A 14,235-nucleotide genomic window follows, 5' to 3' on the forward strand; every position below is an offset into this window, starting at 1 on the left:
CCATCGATTTAATTCAGACTTGACGCGTTCGATAAAAAGAACGATATTGCCTCGGTCACTGCCCCGGAACGGATGGGCCTTGCCATGATGATGTGTCGCTGAGAGCCGCTGAAGCGGCGTGAACCCGCCGATCGCCGCGCCCGCGCGGCCCTTCACCGGTTGCGCCGCGACACCATCCCTTCCCGAGCCGCCTGCCTCGCCCCCGCCCGCGCCGACCCACGGCGTGCCGGGTGGATTGACGAACAGCCGGCTATGCCGGAGCCTTCCATGAACGCCCCCCTCGCCCTGGCGGCCCCCGTGTCCAGCTTCTCAGAAGCGTCCGTTCTTCCGGTCGCCCGTCCCATCATCCGCTTCGAGCGGGTGGAGAAGACCTATGCCGCCCGGCGCGGCCATCCCCCCGTCACGGCCCTCGCGGACATTTCCCTCGATGTGCCGGAGGCCGCCATCCTCGGCGTCATCGGCCGCTCGGGGGCCGGCAAGTCCACCCTCATCCGGCTGGTGAACGGGCTGGAGAAGCCCTCGTCCGGCCGCATCACGGTGGACGGCGTGGACGTTGGCGCCCTCGCCGAGACGGCGCTGCGGCGCGAGCGGCGCTCCATCGGCATGATCTTCCAGCACTTCAACCTGCTGGCCCGCCGCACCGCCTTCGGCAACGTCGCCCTGCCTCTGGAGATCGCCGGTGTACCGGCGGCCGAGATCAAGGCCCGGGTGGAGCCTCTGCTCGATCTGGTGGGCCTCGCCGACAAGCGCGACCGTTATCCGGCCGAGCTCTCCGGCGGGCAGAAGCAGCGCGTCGGCATCGCCCGGGCGCTCGCCACGCGGCCGCGGGTGCTGCTCTCCGACGAGGCCACGTCCGCCCTCGACCCGGAGACCACCGACCAGATCCTGGCGCTGCTGCGCAAGGTGAAGTCGGAGCTGAACCTCACCGTGCTGCTCATCACCCACGAGATGGCGGTCATCAAGGCGGTGGCCGACCGGGTGGCGGTGATCGACGGCGGGCGCATCGTCGAGGAGGGCGCCACCTACGAGGTGTTCGCCCGCCCGCGCCATCCAACCACCCGCTCTTTCCTCTCCGCCCTGACCGGCCAGAGCCTGCCGCCGCAGATCGCCGACCGGCTCACGGCGGAGCCGGGCGACAACCGCGCGGCGGTGCTGCGCATCGTCTTCACCGGCACGCACGCCACCGATCCGGTGCTCTCGCGGGTGTCGCGGCTGCTGGCGGTGGACGTGAACATCATCCAGGCGCAGGTGGACGAGATCGCCGGCGCCCCGTTCGGCGTCATCGTGATCTCGGTGCCGGGCGACGCGCCCACCGTCGCCGCGGTGCGCAATGCGGTCGAGCGGCTCCATCTCTCGGCGGAGGTCCTCGGCTATGTTTGACGTCACCTTCGGCCTCCTGCCCCCGCCCATCGTCGATCTCATCGCCGACGCCACCCTGCAGACGCTCTACATGGTGGCGGTGGCGGGCCTCATCGGCACCCTCATCGGCCTGCCGCTGGGCGTCTTCCTCGCCACCAGCCGGCCGGGCGAACTGTTCGCCGCGCCGTGGCTCAACCAGGCCCTCGGCCTCGTGGTGAACGCCGCGCGGTCCACCCCCTTCATCATTCTGGTGGTGGCCATCATCCCCTTCACCCGCCTCGTCGCGGGCACTTCCATCGGCACCAACGCGGCCATCGTGCCGCTCACGGTGGCGGCCGCGCCGTTCATCGCGCGCCTCATCGAGGCGGCGATCCGCGAGGTGGACCAGGGGCTGGTGGAGGCGGCCCGCGCCATGGGCGCGAGCCCGCTCCAGATCGTCGCCAAGGTGCTGCTGCCGGAAGCTCTGCCGGCCATCACCCTCGCCCTCACCCTCGCGGCGGTGTCGCTGCTCGGCTACTCGGCCATGGTGGGCGCGGTGGGTGGGGGCGGACTCGGCGACCTCGGCATCCGCTTCGGCTACCAGCGCTTCATGCCCGAGGTGATGGCCGCGGTTGTGCTGGTGCTCATCCTGCTGGTGCAGGGCGTCCAGACCCTGGGCGACGCCCTGGCCCGCCGCCTCGACAAGCGCAGCCGCGGCTGAGCCCGGACGCCGCGACCCCGTTTTTTCAAGGAGACCGACCCATGAAAGCCCTTGCCCTGGGCCTGGCGCTCGCCGCTGGCCTTGCCGCTCCCCTGACCCTTGTTGCCCGTCCCGCCGTCGCCGAGACCATCAAGGTCGGCGTCACCCCCGGCCCGCACGCCCAGATCATGGAGAAAGTGAAGGCCGAGGCGGCGAAGAAGGGGCTCGACATCAAGGTGATCGAGTTTTCCGACTATGTGGTGCCCAACGCCGCGCTGGCGGCCGGCGACATCGAGGCCAACTCGTTCCAGCACCAGCCCTATCTGGACAACCAGATCGCCGACCGCGGCTACAAGATCATTTCCGTCGGCACCACGGTGAACTTCCCCATCGGGGTCTATTCCACCAAGTACAAGACCTTCGACGACATCCCCGCCGGCGCGTCCATCGGCATTCCCAACGATCCCACCAACGGCGGACGCGTGCTGCTGCTGCTCGCCGACAAGGGTATCATCAAGCTGAAGGACGGCGTCGGCGTGAAGGCCTCGGTGGTGGACGTGGTGGGCAATCCCAAGAAGCTGAAGTTCGTCGAGATCGACGCCGCCCAGCTGCCGCGCTCCCTGCCCGACCTCGCGGCGGCCGGCATCAACACCAATTACGCCAAGGAGGCCGGGCTTGATCCGGTGAAGGACCCCATCCTGCGCGAGGAGCCCAAGGGCCCCTATGTGAACGTCATCGCCGTGCGGGCGCAGGACAAGGACAAGGCGTGGGTGAAGACGCTGGTGGAGACCTACCACGCGGAGGCGACCCGCGCCTTCATCCAGGAGACCTTCAAGGGCGCGGTGCTGGCGAGCTGGTGAGCCGCCTCACTTGACCGCCACCATGAAGAAGCGGGGGAAGGCGAGGAGCACCTTGCCATCCACCCGCGGCAGATAGAAATCGGCGAGGCGCGCCGCATACTCCTCGAGGAACTGGGCGCGCTCGTCTCCCTCCAGCGGGTCGACGAAGGGGCGAAGGCCGGTGCTCTTCAGCCACTCGACGATGGCCGGCACCCCGTCGAGGGGGTGGTTGTAAACCGTGTGCCACAGGTCGACGCTGCGGGCGCGCGGCGCCAGGAGGTCGTAATAGGCCGTGGGATCGGGCAGCACCGTGCGGGCGCCGGTGGCGGCGGCGAGCTTGTCCGCCCAAGGCCCGGCCATGGCGGTTTCGCGCATGGCCACGTGGGCGGGCTCCTCCAGATTGTCCGGCATCTGCACCGCCAGCACGCCGCCGGGGGCCAGAAGCGACATGAGGCGCGGCAGCAGCGCGGCGTGGTCCGGCACCCATTGCAGGACGGCGTTGGCGAAAATCACGTCCGCCGGCTGCGGCAGTTCGAGCGCGCTCACGTCCGCTAGCTCGAAGCGGGCGGCCGGCAGGCGTCGGCGGGCGGCGGCGATCATGTCCGGTGAGGTGTCGAGGCCCAGCACCTGCGCATCGGGGAAGCGCTCAGCCAGCAGCTCGGTGGAATTGCCGGGTCCGCAGCCAAGGTCCACCACGAAGCCAGCCGTGGCGCGCGGAACCTGGGCGAGCAGATCCCGCGCCGGGCGGGTGCGCTGATCCTCGAACTTGAGATAGAGGCTGGCGTTCCAGTCGGCGGGCATGGAGGGCGCTCCCGGGGACGGTGGCGAACGGGCGGCGTCGCGCCGGCGGAGATGCGCAGGACGCAAGCCGGCGCCCCGACGCCTGCATCACCGAAGGCTTACACCAGCTGCGCCGCCCGCGCACGCGCACGCCGCCGCGCAACCGGAAGACGGGTGTGGAAAAGCAAGGCAGGGCGGGATCAGCGATGGGGAAAGCCGCAGCCGCTCGTCGATCGGAAGCCGGCACGGCGCACACACGCACGCCTTAAAGCGCGGCCCGAAATCACGGAGCGAGCGGCGCATGGAGCGGCGGCGGCAGATCACCGCCGGATCAAGCCCGGAACAGGAATCACCTGACGGGCGGCGACGGTTCGCGGCGAGTGGGTGTCCAGGAGATCAATCGGCAGGAAGAAATCGACGAAAAAAGTCGCCACGGCGCCGGCGGAGACCGCGCCGTGGCGACAGGGGGTCAGGCCGCAGCCGAGACGCCGGTGGGAACCGACGAAATGGTCTTCAGAACCTGGGAAGCGATCTGGTAGGGGTCGCCCATGGAGTTGGGGCGGCGATCCTCGAGATAGCCCTTGTAGTCGTTCTTGATGAAGGAGTGCGGGACGCGGATGGACGCGCCACGGTCCGCAACGCCGTAGGAGAACTTGTTCCAGGGCGCGGTCTCATGCTTGCCGGTGAGGCGCATGTGGTTGTCCGGGCCATAGACGGCGATGTGGTCGTCGAGATTGTCCGCGAAGGCGGCCATCAGCTTCTCGAAATACTCCTTGCCACCCACCTCACGCATGTAGGCGGTGGAGAAGTTGCAGTGCATGCCCGAGCCGTTCCAGTCGGTGTCGCCGAGCGGCTTGCAGTGGAACTCGATGTCCACGCCGTACTTCTCGGTGAGACGCAGGAGCAGGTAGCGGGCCATCCACACCTCGTCGGCAGCCTTCTTGGAGCCCTTGCCGAAGATCTGGAATTCCCACTGGCCCTTCGCGACTTCCGCGTTGATGCCTTCGTGGTTGATGCCGGCCGCGAGGCAGAGGTCGAGGTGCTCCTCGACGATCTGGCGCGCCACGTCGCCCACGTTCTTGAAGCCGACGCCGGTGTAGTAGGGGCCCTGCGGCGCGGGATAGCCGGCCTCGGGGAAGCCCAGCGGGCGACCATTCTTGTAGAAGAAGTATTCCTGCTCGAAGCCGAACCAGGCGCCGGCGTCATCGAGGATGGTGGCGCGCTTGTTGGAGGGATGCGGGGTGACGCCGTCCGGCATCATCACTTCGCACATCACCAGGGCGCCGTTGCTGCGGGCCGGATCGGGATAGATGGCGACGGGCTTCAGCACGCAATCGGAGCTGCGGCCTTCGGCCTGCATGGTCGACGAGCCGTCAAAGCCCCACAGCGGGAGCTCCTCGATGCTCGGAAACACGTCATATTCCTTGATCTGGGTCTTGCCCCGGAGATTGGGAACCGGGGTGTAGCCGTCGAGCCAGATGTACTCGAGTTTAAACTTTGGCATTGCAGTCTCTCTAAGCCGATGACGTGAGATTCTGGCACTCGCGAGAGCGTCCGGCCGTGAAGGAATCCACTGGCCGCGATGGGCCGGGGACTTCTTAGCAATCTGCATGCCATGCGCGCCATCGCGCATTCGTGCGCGGGGCTGTTGGTTCCGCAGGGCATTTTCGGGGCGGGGCATGCCCCTACCTGCCTGCAATTGCATCAGGTTTAGGCCCTGCCGTTAGGCGATACGCTCACGCGTTAGGCAACGCCCCGTGTAGTCACGACAAAGCCAGGAACCTGAGGTTGCCGGACAGGAACAAAGTCGCGGCAGGCACGCTTGTAGAAAGGCAGATCGCTGCACTGCGAAGGACGCGGACGCGCCATGACGCAGGCGCACAAATAAAACCAATAATTGACGCCAATTTATATATGCCTATTAATTAGGCATTAAACTAAATTCTGACCATTTCCATGTATATGTTCCATGCAAATCATGGTATGGGTAGCTCAATGGATGGCGCCTAGGAGGCTCATCGACTGGAGATAAGAGTGATGACTACCAACCACGAGCGCGAGACGGCGAAAATCTATGTCTTCCCGGTGAAAAATGGCGCGAAGAGCGGCGTGCCTTCCAAAGAGGCGCAATGGGCCGCGGAACTCGCCGCCGTCGGCGCGACTGCGTCCGCGCTCGGAAGCGGCTGGTATCATGAAGAGGCGGTAAAGGCCGCCGACCTTCCCAACCGTCGCTGATCTCGCTCATCCGGCAGGCTGACCTGCCGGCATGGAGACTGTTTTGCGCGCTGCCGCCCGCGGATGGGCGGCGGCCAGGGTCGCACGGACGATCGCCGCCCTGCCCTCCCCGAATCAGTCCGTGGCCGGCGTGAGACCCGCCGGCTCTTCCCCAGACGCCGAAGTCCCCCCATGGACCGGTGCACGCTTTCCGACACCGCCGCGCCGCCCTGGCTGACGGCTGACGCTCCGAGCCGCTTGCGGTCCGCACGACTCGTCTGAGTTCGCCCGGCGCCTTCGACGCGCGGTCGCCCCGCTTCGTCCGACCCCGCATGGCCTCACCCCCGGTCGCCGCGTCGCGCGGGCAGGGCTGCATTCGAAGCCCGCTGCGCCAGCTCGGCCATGGACCGCTTTTTGCGTGGAGGCGCCCGGGACACCTTCTCGGGTAGGACTTGTGACAATGGCTCTCGACCTCAATACCGCATGGACGGATGCGGATCTGGCCGTACTCATCGGCTCCGTGGTGGATGACCGCGATTGGCGGCTGGAAGTGTCGAAGGAGGGCGTCGCCTCCCTCGCCGACAAGAGCGCCAATCCGACCGGCGCCGATTATGACGAAGGCCTGCACTGCTATTTCGAGACCTGGATGGCCGGCACCGATTTCGTCGGCCCCTCCGCCGCCGGCGACAAGACGCTGGTGGGCAAGATCGCCGGTGCGCTGCGCGCCAACTATCCCGAGCGCAAAGGCGACCGCTTCATCTACATCGAGCTGTAGCCACCCGCCGGGCGGTCGAGCCGTCCGGCACCCCTGTCGCGCTCGGGCCACGCGTGCCGCTGGCGGTTCGCCGGCGCGGCGCCCAGGGCATTTTCAGTCCGTCTCATCAGCGGCTTGGCGGATGCGGCCGCGCGGGATAGCTTTGGCCCGGCGAACTCTTTGCCGGGCTGCATCATGCTGTGCCAGCGTCTCTTCGACCGCACCTCCCCTGCCCGCCCGGCCCGCTGTGCCGCGCCCGCCGCCATCTTCCGCCCCCGTCCGCGCCAAGCGCCCCTCCCCGCGCCCGCTGCGCGCCGGCCCCTCATGTATTGCCCGCTGTCAGACCCGCGCCCTTAGACGGCGCCAATAACGGCCCACAAGGGCCAGGAGAATTGCGTGGAATCCGCCAAGCCGCGTTACGACCTCGCCTCGCATCCGCCCCTCGGGGTCTTTCTCGGCTCGATCGCCCAGCACATGGGGCTGATGGCGGTGACGCTGGTGTTCCCGCTCCTGGTGGCGCAGGCCGCCGGCGTGGGATCGGAGGTGCAGACCCGCTATCTCGCCCTCTCCATGCTGGCCATGGGCGTCGCCACGCTCTTCCAGTGCTGGGGCCGGCCGGTGCTTGGGCTGCCGCCCATCGGCAGCGGCTTCCTGCTGCCGTCGGTCTTCACCGCCGCCTATCTGCCCGGCGCCATCTACGCCGCGCACGTGGGCGGGCTGGAGGCGGTGGCCGGCATGACCATCGCCGCCGGCATTGCGGAAATCGCCTTCAGCCGGGTGATGCACCGCCTGCGGCCCTTCATCCCCATCGAGATCGTGGCGCTGGTGGTGATGCTCATCGGCATCATCCTCGGCATCGTCGCCATCAAGCTGGTGGTGGGCTACACCGGCCCCAGCAGCGGCCTCGACCTCTCCGCCACCGGCAGCGCCTTCGTCGCCCTCGCCGCCATGATCGCGCTGGCGGTCTGGGGCTCGCCCGGGCTGCGCGCCATGGCGGTGCTCATCGGCCTTGCCGCCGGCACCGCCTTCCACATTGCCCTCGACATGGAGGGCCACCTGCCGGACCTGCCCGACCGGCCCATGCTGGAGCTCTTCACCTGGCCGCTGGTGATGCCGAGCTTCCACATCGGCATGCTTCCGGGCTTCCTCGCCGGGGCGCTCGCCTGCGTGCTGCGCAGCTTCGGCGACATGGTGGCGAGCCAGCGCGCCAACGACCCCGAGTGGAAGCGTCCCGACTACGCCAACATCGAGGGCGGCGTGCTGGCGGACGGGCTCGGCACCCTCGCGGCCGGCATCATCGGCACCATGGGCCTCAACACCTATTCCGCCAGCGTGGGCCTCTCGGTCGCCACCGCGGTGCGGGCGCGGCGCGTCGGCCTCGGGGTGGGGATCGGCTGGATCCTGCTTGCCTTCATCCCCGGCTCGACCATCGTGGTGATGGGCATTCCCCGCTCGGTGCTGGGGGCGGCGCTGCTGTTCGCCTCCGCCTTCATCGTGCTGTCGGGCGTCTCCATCCTCGGCCAGCGCATGCTGGATTCGCGGCGCACCATCGTGGTGGGGCTCGGCTTCCTCGTGGGCGTCTCGTTCGACGAGATCCCCGGCTTCTACGCCCAGGTGCTGCCAGCGGCGCTGCAGGAGGTGGTGACCTCCTCGCTGGTGCTCGGCCTGTTCACCGCCCTCGCCCTCAACGCGCTGTTCCGCATCGGCGCGGTGAAGAGCCACCGGCTCGTCTGGTCGCCCGCCGACGGCCACCTGCCGCTGCGCGAGTTCGTGCTGGAGGCCGGCGCCTTCGACGGCGCGCGTTCCGACGCGGTGGGCCGGGTGCTCCAGCTCGCCGAGGAATTCGCCACCGCGGCGCCCTCCATCACCGCCGACGGCCCGGTGGAGGTGCGCACCCGCTTCGACGAATTCGTGCTGGAGCTCACCTTCCTCTGGCAGGGCCGCCCCATCGAGCCCGGCCCCGCCCCCTCCTTCGACGAGGAGGTGGACGAGCAGGCGATGATGAACGGCGTCACCTTCCTCCTCATGCACCGCCTCGCCGACCGCCTCCAGCGCCGCGAAGCCCCCGACGGGCGGCACGAGCTGCGGTGCGAGGTGGAGCAGTGAAGCGGCAGGGCCCGCGCACCGGACAAGCGACGGTGCAGCCGGAGCGCCGATCCGGGGGGCCAGCGCAGAACGCCCGCGCAGCGGGGCAAAACCTGAGAGCGGCTGGGATCGAGAAGCGCCTGCGGCGGTCCCTTGCGCTGGGCCCCGGCTCTCCTTCCATTCCGCTGCCGCTCCGTTGCAGTCGGCCGGGGCGCGAGGGTGCCCACCGCCCGGCGACGGCTTTGCCGGAGCCGCGCCCCGGACAAGCGACGGCGCAAGCCGGAGCGCCGATCCGGGGCCCAGCGCACGACTCCCGCGCAGCGGGGCAAATCCTGAGAGCGGTGGGTTTCAGAAGCGCCTGCGGCAATCCCTTGCGCTGGGCCCCGGCTCTCCTTCCACTGCGCCGACGCTCCGTTGCAGTCGGCCGGGGCGCGAGGGTGTCCACCGCCCGGCGACGGCAGCCCCGGAGCCGCGCCCCGGACAAGCGACGGCGCGCAGCCGGAGCGCCGATCCGGGGCCCAGCGCACGACTCCCGCGTAGCGGGGCAATACCTGAGAGCGGTCGGTTTCAGAAGCGCCTGCGGCATTCCCTTGCGCTGTGCCCCGGCTCTCCTTCCACTGCGCTACGCTCCGTTGCAGTCGGCCGGGGCGCGAGGGTGGCTTGGGCGCGGGGGCTTGCGGATGGGGAAGAAGGTGGCAAAATGGGGAAGTGCAACCTTTGCCCGCCTATCGAGGCCGAACGCCTCACTGTCACTCAGAGAGCGCCATGCCTTGGACAGCCAGATTTAGGTGCCGGATATCCAAAAACTTTCAAGAAGACAAGACTGAGCTGGAAATAACGATAGCAGGACGTAGATGCCTGATATCGAGCGGAAATGGAGAGCCGCTATGCAAGTCTAGCTGGATAATTTTTGAATTCACAGATTTTAAAAACGAATCAGAAGCAAAAATATTCGGAGAACAATTCTTAGAAGCTATTCTTATATCTTCCGCTCTTAATAATACGGGTATCGATCCCGGAGAAAATACGGCGACATCCGGATTTGGCGATGTCGTTGCCGCAGCTGTAGCCAAAAGCGGAGGAGTACTCCGTCAGAATGTACACGGGCTTATGTTCTATGAAAGCCAAGGAAACGATGTATTTTTTGAATTTTCCGGATCGGCTATCATAACTCAAAACACCGAAAAATTCATTTCTTCGATCAATGAATACGTCGGCAAAGCGAAAAATGTAGGGACATTGGAGTCTCTCTCGTTGAAGCTTTTAGCTTTATCTGGAATATCCTCAGATCCACTCTCCAAGGCCGCCCTCGCGATTTCAGCTGTGGAGGCGCTATCAGCAAGCCCCCCATGGACGGTGAATCAGTCGCGCCTTATAGCAAAATTAAAATCAGAAGCGCTCGCCGCCAACGACGTGCCCGATGACGAAAAAACAGAAATTGCAAACGCTCTCGACAGACTTTTTAGGAGCAGCATACGTCAATCTATCAAGCGAAAAATGGCGTCTCTTGGATTAAGTCAGGATGACTGGATCGAATTCGATGAAGTTTACAATCTAAGAAGCCGCATCTTCCATGGAAGCGCCTCTGGTCGTGAAAACTATAATGACCTCGCATCAAAGTCAGCCAAAATCTGTACAAAAATAGTGCTGTCAGCCACCGGTATATAGATTTCTTTTGGAGAGGCGGCAGCGCGAGCTGCCTCCTCCCCCCTCACACCCCTCACCTCACCTCGAAAACTTCTTATACTGAATCCGCTTCGGGATCACCGAATCCGTCCCCAGCCGGCGCTTCTTGTCTTCCTCGTAGTCCGCGAAGTTGCCCTCGAACCATTCCACGTGGCTGTCGCCCTCGAAGGCGAGCATATGGGTGGCGATGCGGTCCAGGAAGAAGCGGTCGTGCGAGATGATGACGGCGCAGCCGGCGTAGTCCTCCAGCGCCTCTTCAAGCGCGCGCAGGGTGTCCACGTCGAGGTCGTTGGTGGGCTCGTCGAGCAGCAGCACGTTGCCGCCGCGCTGGAGCACCTTGGCGAGGTGGACGCGGTTGCGCTCGCCGCCGGAGAGCATGCCCACCTTCTTCTGCTGGTCGCCGCCCTTGAAGTTGAAGGCCGCGCAATAGGCGCGCGAGGGGATCTCCTTCTTGCCGACGTAGATCACCTCGTTGCCGTCGGAGATTTCCTCCCACACGGTCTTCTTGTCATCCAGCGCGTCGCGGCTCTGGTCCACGTAGCCGAGCTTGACCGAATCGCCGATGGAGATGGAGCCGCCGTCCGGCTTCTCCTGCCCGGTGATCATGCGGAACAGCGTGGTCTTGCCCGCGCCGTTCGGCCCGATGACGCCGACGATGCCGCCGGGCGGCAGCTTGAACGACAGATCGTCGATCAGCATCTTGTCGCCGAACGCCTTGTTGAGATGGTCGAAGGCAATGACGTTCTGCCCCAGCCGCTCGGCCACGGGGATGACGATCTGCGTCGCCGAGGGCATGCGCTCGGAGGCCTTCTGCACCAGCTCCTCGTAGCGCTGGATGCGGGCCTTGTTCTTGGCCTGGCGCGCCTTGGGAGAGGCGCCGATCCACTCCTGCTCGCGGGCCAGGGCGCGCTGGCGGGCCTCGTCCTCGCGGCCTTCCTGCTGCAGGCGCTTCTGCTTCTGGCCGAGCCAGGAGGAATAATTGCCCTCGTAGGGAATGCCGCGGCCGCGATCGAGCTCCAGGATCCAGCCCGTCACGTTGTCGAGGAAGTAGCGGTCGTGGGTGACGATCAGGATGGCGCCGGGATAGGTGCGCAGGTGGCCTTCCAGCCAGTTCACCGTCTCGGCGTCCAGATGGTTGGTGGGCTCGTCGAGCAGCAGCAGCTCCGGCTGCTCCAGCAGCAGGCGGCACAGCGCCACGCGGCGGCGCTCGCCGCCCGAGAGGCGCGTCACCTCCCAGTCGTCCGGCGGGCAGCCGAGCGCGTTCATGGCCTGCTCCACCTTGCTGTCGAGATCCCACAGGCCCTGCGCCTCGATCTCGTCCTGCAGGCGGGTCATCTCGTCCGCCGTCTCGTCCGAGTAGTTCATGGCGAGCTCGTTGTAGCGCTCCAGAATGGCCTTCTGCTTGGCCACCCCGTCCTCCACGTTCTGCCGGACGTTCTTGGTGGGATCGAGCGCCGGCTCCTGCGGCAGGTAGCCCACGCGCACGCCCTCGGCCGGGCGTGCCTCGCCGGAGAAGTCCTTGTCGATGCCGGCCATGATGCGCAGCAGGGTGGACTTGCCGGCGCCGTTGTTGCCCAGCACGCCGATCTTCGCGTCCGGGTAGAAGGAGAGGTGCACGTTGTCGAGCACCTTCTTGCCGCCGGCATAGGTCTTGGTCATGCCGTGCATGTGGTAGGCATACTGGTAGGGGGCCATGGGCCGCCGTCTCCTGAAAAGGGATGCGTGAGAGTTGGCGCCGTTCTAGCCTTGCGCGCAGGGCGCGGCAAGGTCGCGACGCGACGGCGGCCAACGCGGATCCGGAGGAAAAGATGGGTTCAGACCACAGCCACCACACCGACTGGCGCACCGACGGCGTGCAGGTGATCCCCGGCGACAGCCTCGATCCCAACACCGCCCAGACGCCGGGCATGAACCGCGCCGCCGCCATCACCCGCGCCCGGGCCGGCGCCGAGAAGATCTGGGCCGGCACCGTCCACATCCATCCCGACGCCAAGACCGGCGCCCACCACCATGGCGATCTGGAAAGCGTGATCTACGTGGTGAAGGGCCGCGCCCGCATGCGATGGGGCGAGCACCTGGAATATGTGGCCGAGGCCGGTCCCGGCGACTTCATCTTCGTACCACCCTACGTGCCCCACCAGGAGATCAACGCCTCCGCCGACGAGACGCTGGAATGCGTGCTGGTGCGCTCCGGCCAGGACCCGGTGGTGGTGAATCTCGACATCGAGCCGGTGGAGAAGCCCGAGGCGGTGAAGTGGATCGACCCGATCCACAGGGAGTGAGGGGTTTTTGACGGGGCGGACATTGGGGCGTCGCCGCGGGTGGCTGGGCGAGGCCTTGGGGATGTCGGCGGAGGTCGGTTGATCGCTGGCGACAGCGGGGCGGCAGCTCGAGAGCGCTCCGGGGCGACGACGCTCCGGGACGAGGGGCTGGAGCGGCGCTGGTCGCTGCCCGGGGCAGGACGCACCCTGGCGCGGACGTGGCTACGGGCACACCCGGGGGCGGGTCAGGCGCAGGACGCGCTCTCGGGCGCGGGGCGGGCGCAGGACGAGGCCGCCGGGGCGGCCGGGGGGGGAATCGGGCGGAGCGGACAGGCTTCCCGGGGCGCGGCGTTCGCCGGCTCCCCCGGGTCGGTCCGATGCGGACCTTTTCTCCGGAGGACGCCGCCGGATCTCGGCGAATTTTTCGGCGTGGGGCGGGTGCAGCGGGCCGGATCAGGCCGCACCCGGCACCCGGCATCGCCGAACGGCACCGACACGCCACGCGAAAACCCGGAGCGAACCTCTCGATTCTCCCCCTCCTGTTCGGGGCGTTTCCAGGCCCCGCGCCCGCCGCGGCGGGGGCGATGGAGGTCACGCGGTCGCTTCATCCCGCGCCGCGGCGGGCTCTCCCGCGCCGCCTCCCAGCCAACCCGAAGCCGGGCAAGTCCGCGTTATCCACTCCTCCGTTATCGTCAATTTTCCCGTCTTTTCATCATCTTACCTCAATTGTGCCCCTCCCCTCCCCCGCCCGGCATCCGCCCTCCGCCGAAAGACTGTTGCAATCCCCTCTAGGTTTTGGCATAGACACGCACCTGCCGCGGGGGTCACCCCGGACCGGCGATGGATGCGGGTGTAGCTCAGGGGTAGAGCACAACCTTGCCAAGGTTGGGGTCGAGGGTTCGAATCCCTTCGCCCGCTCCAGTTTCTCTCAGGAAAATCAAAGACTTGCAGCGATGCCGCCTTCGGGCGGCGAGCTTAAGTTTGTGCTTGGTACCCACCGGGTACCCACGCAACTAGATTTGGCTGCGCTCCAGACAACTCCGCGCTGCACCGAGGCTAGTCGCGCGGCTGAGGTTTTCCCGCCGAACTGCTGATCCGGCCGTTAGAGCTGGCGGCCCGGTCGGCCATCGGCCCTTCTATGGCAGCCTTGACCATAGGATTTGATAAGAGGGTCGCGCTCCCCGACCTCAGCATTCCCCAATAAGCGCGGTGCTGCGTGTCGCCTCGCCCCGTTCAGCCATGGCAGTTCGATCGCTGCGGCGACTTCAACATTCTCCAACAGGCGAGGCACTGCACAGCCGCCCCACGCTCGCTGTAGCCGGACCCTGAGGCGCCCCCGACACGTATGGTTTTGACTGGTTCTGGGCTCCCCTGACCTTCTGAATTCTCATGAGGTCGGCAGCCTTCACCCTAGCAACGCCTAGCATCCGCGGCCTTCAGATCGGCTCCTCGTGACGTTGCCCCTCATGTCTAATCCAGCTTGAAGTTCGTTCTGGCCCGACTTGAGGACCAGGACATGAAGCGCAGCCGTTTTTCAGAAGAGATGGGGTATTCGGTCCTGATCTCTTGAGCCGTTTG

11 protein-coding genes and 1 tRNA gene are annotated in these 14,235 nt (G+C 66.6%); 9 read left to right on the forward strand and 3 right to left on the reverse strand.

Going from position 1 to position 14,235, the window contains the following annotated elements; all coding sequences use genetic code 11:
- The first annotated feature begins 267 nt into the window (after positions 1–267).
- From ABLE93_RS21175 to ABLE93_RS21185, 3 genes are read left to right on the forward strand one after another with little or no spacing between them, the layout of a single operon-like run.
- Positions 268–1,380 (forward strand): methionine ABC transporter ATP-binding protein, encoded by a 1,113-nt coding sequence (locus ABLE93_RS21175; protein ID WP_348841813.1) that lies wholly within the window; start codon positions 268–270, stop codon positions 1,378–1,380.
- Positions 1,373–2,059, forward strand: a complete 687-nt coding sequence (locus tag ABLE93_RS21180; protein WP_510183062.1) for a methionine ABC transporter permease — start codon at positions 1,373–1,375, stop codon at positions 2,057–2,059. Before ABLE93_RS21175 ends, ABLE93_RS21180 begins: the two co-directional genes overlap by 8 nt.
- Before the next feature lie 41 nt (positions 2,060–2,100).
- The gene (locus tag ABLE93_RS21185; protein ID WP_348841814.1) at positions 2,101–2,898 is read left to right on the forward strand and encodes a MetQ/NlpA family ABC transporter substrate-binding protein; all 798 of its coding nucleotides are present in this window, start codon (positions 2,101–2,103) and stop codon (positions 2,896–2,898) included.
- 6 nt (positions 2,899–2,904) lie between these two features.
- Here ABLE93_RS21185 and tam read toward each other — a convergent pair whose 3' ends face one another.
- On the reverse strand, positions 2,905–3,678 hold the full coding sequence (gene tam / locus ABLE93_RS21190; protein WP_348841815.1) for a trans-aconitate 2-methyltransferase: 774 nt from the start codon (positions 3,676–3,678) through the stop codon (positions 2,905–2,907).
- Positions 3,679–4,126: 448 nt separating this feature from the next.
- Entirely contained in the window at positions 4,127–5,161 is a 1,035-nt protein-coding gene (locus ABLE93_RS21195; RefSeq protein ID WP_348841816.1) for a glutamine synthetase beta-grasp domain-containing protein, read from the reverse strand.
- Positions 5,162–5,694: 533 nt separating this feature from the next.
- On the opposite strand from ABLE93_RS21195, the gene ABLE93_RS21200 reads away from it, so the two are divergent.
- The 4 genes from ABLE93_RS21200 to ABLE93_RS21215 all read left to right on the forward strand — a co-directional run bounded on the left by ABLE93_RS21200 (position 5,695) and on the right by ABLE93_RS21215 (position 10,378).
- The gene (locus tag ABLE93_RS21200; protein ID WP_348841817.1) at positions 5,695–5,892 is read left to right on the forward strand and encodes a DUF2735 domain-containing protein; all 198 of its coding nucleotides are present in this window, start codon (positions 5,695–5,697) and stop codon (positions 5,890–5,892) included.
- A gap of 439 nt (positions 5,893–6,331) precedes the next feature.
- A complete protein-coding gene (locus ABLE93_RS21205) occupies positions 6,332–6,646 on the forward strand; it encodes a hypothetical protein (protein ID WP_348841818.1) in 315 nt (104 codons plus the stop codon).
- Between the two features lie 375 nt (positions 6,647–7,021).
- A complete protein-coding gene (locus ABLE93_RS21210; protein ID WP_348841819.1) occupies positions 7,022–8,731 on the forward strand; it encodes a uracil-xanthine permease family protein in 1,710 nt (569 codons plus the stop codon).
- A gap of 744 nt (positions 8,732–9,475) precedes the next feature.
- A complete protein-coding gene (locus ABLE93_RS21215; protein WP_348841820.1) occupies positions 9,476–10,378 on the forward strand; it encodes a hypothetical protein in 903 nt (300 codons plus the stop codon).
- Positions 10,379–10,435: 57 nt separating this feature from the next.
- Here the strand turns inward: ABLE93_RS21215 and ettA are convergent, their stop codons facing one another.
- The gene (ettA, locus tag ABLE93_RS21220) at positions 10,436–12,091 is read right to left on the reverse strand and encodes an energy-dependent translational throttle protein EttA (protein WP_348841821.1); all 1,656 of its coding nucleotides are present in this window, start codon (positions 12,089–12,091) and stop codon (positions 10,436–10,438) included.
- Positions 12,092–12,204: 113 nt separating this feature from the next.
- Between ettA and ABLE93_RS21225 the strand changes: the two genes are divergently transcribed.
- Positions 12,205–12,678 (forward strand): cupin domain-containing protein, encoded by a 474-nt coding sequence (locus ABLE93_RS21225; RefSeq protein ID WP_348841822.1) that lies wholly within the window; start codon positions 12,205–12,207, stop codon positions 12,676–12,678.
- Positions 12,679–13,503: 825 nt separating this feature from the next.
- Positions 13,504–13,578 (forward strand) — tRNA-Gly (locus ABLE93_RS21230).
- Positions 13,579–14,235: the final 657 nt, after the last annotated feature.

It is taken from the genome of Xanthobacter pollutisoli (genome assembly GCF_040044995.1).
Lineage (GTDB): Bacteria > Pseudomonadota > Alphaproteobacteria > Rhizobiales > Xanthobacteraceae > Xanthobacter.

Bases quoted from the DNA above. Each gene is read 5' to 3' on its own strand.
- ABLE93_RS21175 (WP_348841813.1), top strand. From the start codon at position 268: ATGAACGCCCCCCTCGCCCTGGCGGCCCCCGTGTCCAGCTTCTCAGAA.
- ABLE93_RS21180 (WP_510183062.1), top strand. From the start codon at position 1,373: ATGTTTGACGTCACCTTCGGCCTCCTGCCCCCGCCCATCGTCGATCTC.
- ABLE93_RS21185 (WP_348841814.1), top strand. From the start codon at position 2,101: ATGAAAGCCCTTGCCCTGGGCCTGGCGCTCGCCGCTGGCCTTGCCGCT.
- tam (WP_348841815.1), bottom strand. From the start codon at position 3,678: ATGCCCGCCGACTGGAACGCCAGCCTCTATCTCAAGTTCGAGGATCAG.
- ABLE93_RS21195 (WP_348841816.1), bottom strand. From the start codon at position 5,161: ATGCCAAAGTTTAAACTCGAGTACATCTGGCTCGACGGCTACACCCCG.
- ABLE93_RS21200 (WP_348841817.1), top strand. From the start codon at position 5,695: ATGACTACCAACCACGAGCGCGAGACGGCGAAAATCTATGTCTTCCCG.
- ABLE93_RS21205 (WP_348841818.1), top strand. From the start codon at position 6,332: ATGGCTCTCGACCTCAATACCGCATGGACGGATGCGGATCTGGCCGTA.
- ABLE93_RS21215 (WP_348841820.1), top strand. From the start codon at position 9,476: ATGCCTTGGACAGCCAGATTTAGGTGCCGGATATCCAAAAACTTTCAA.
- ettA (WP_348841821.1), bottom strand. From the start codon at position 12,091: ATGGCCCCCTACCAGTATGCCTACCACATGCACGGCATGACCAAGACC.
- ABLE93_RS21225 (WP_348841822.1), top strand. From the start codon at position 12,205: ATGGGTTCAGACCACAGCCACCACACCGACTGGCGCACCGACGGCGTG.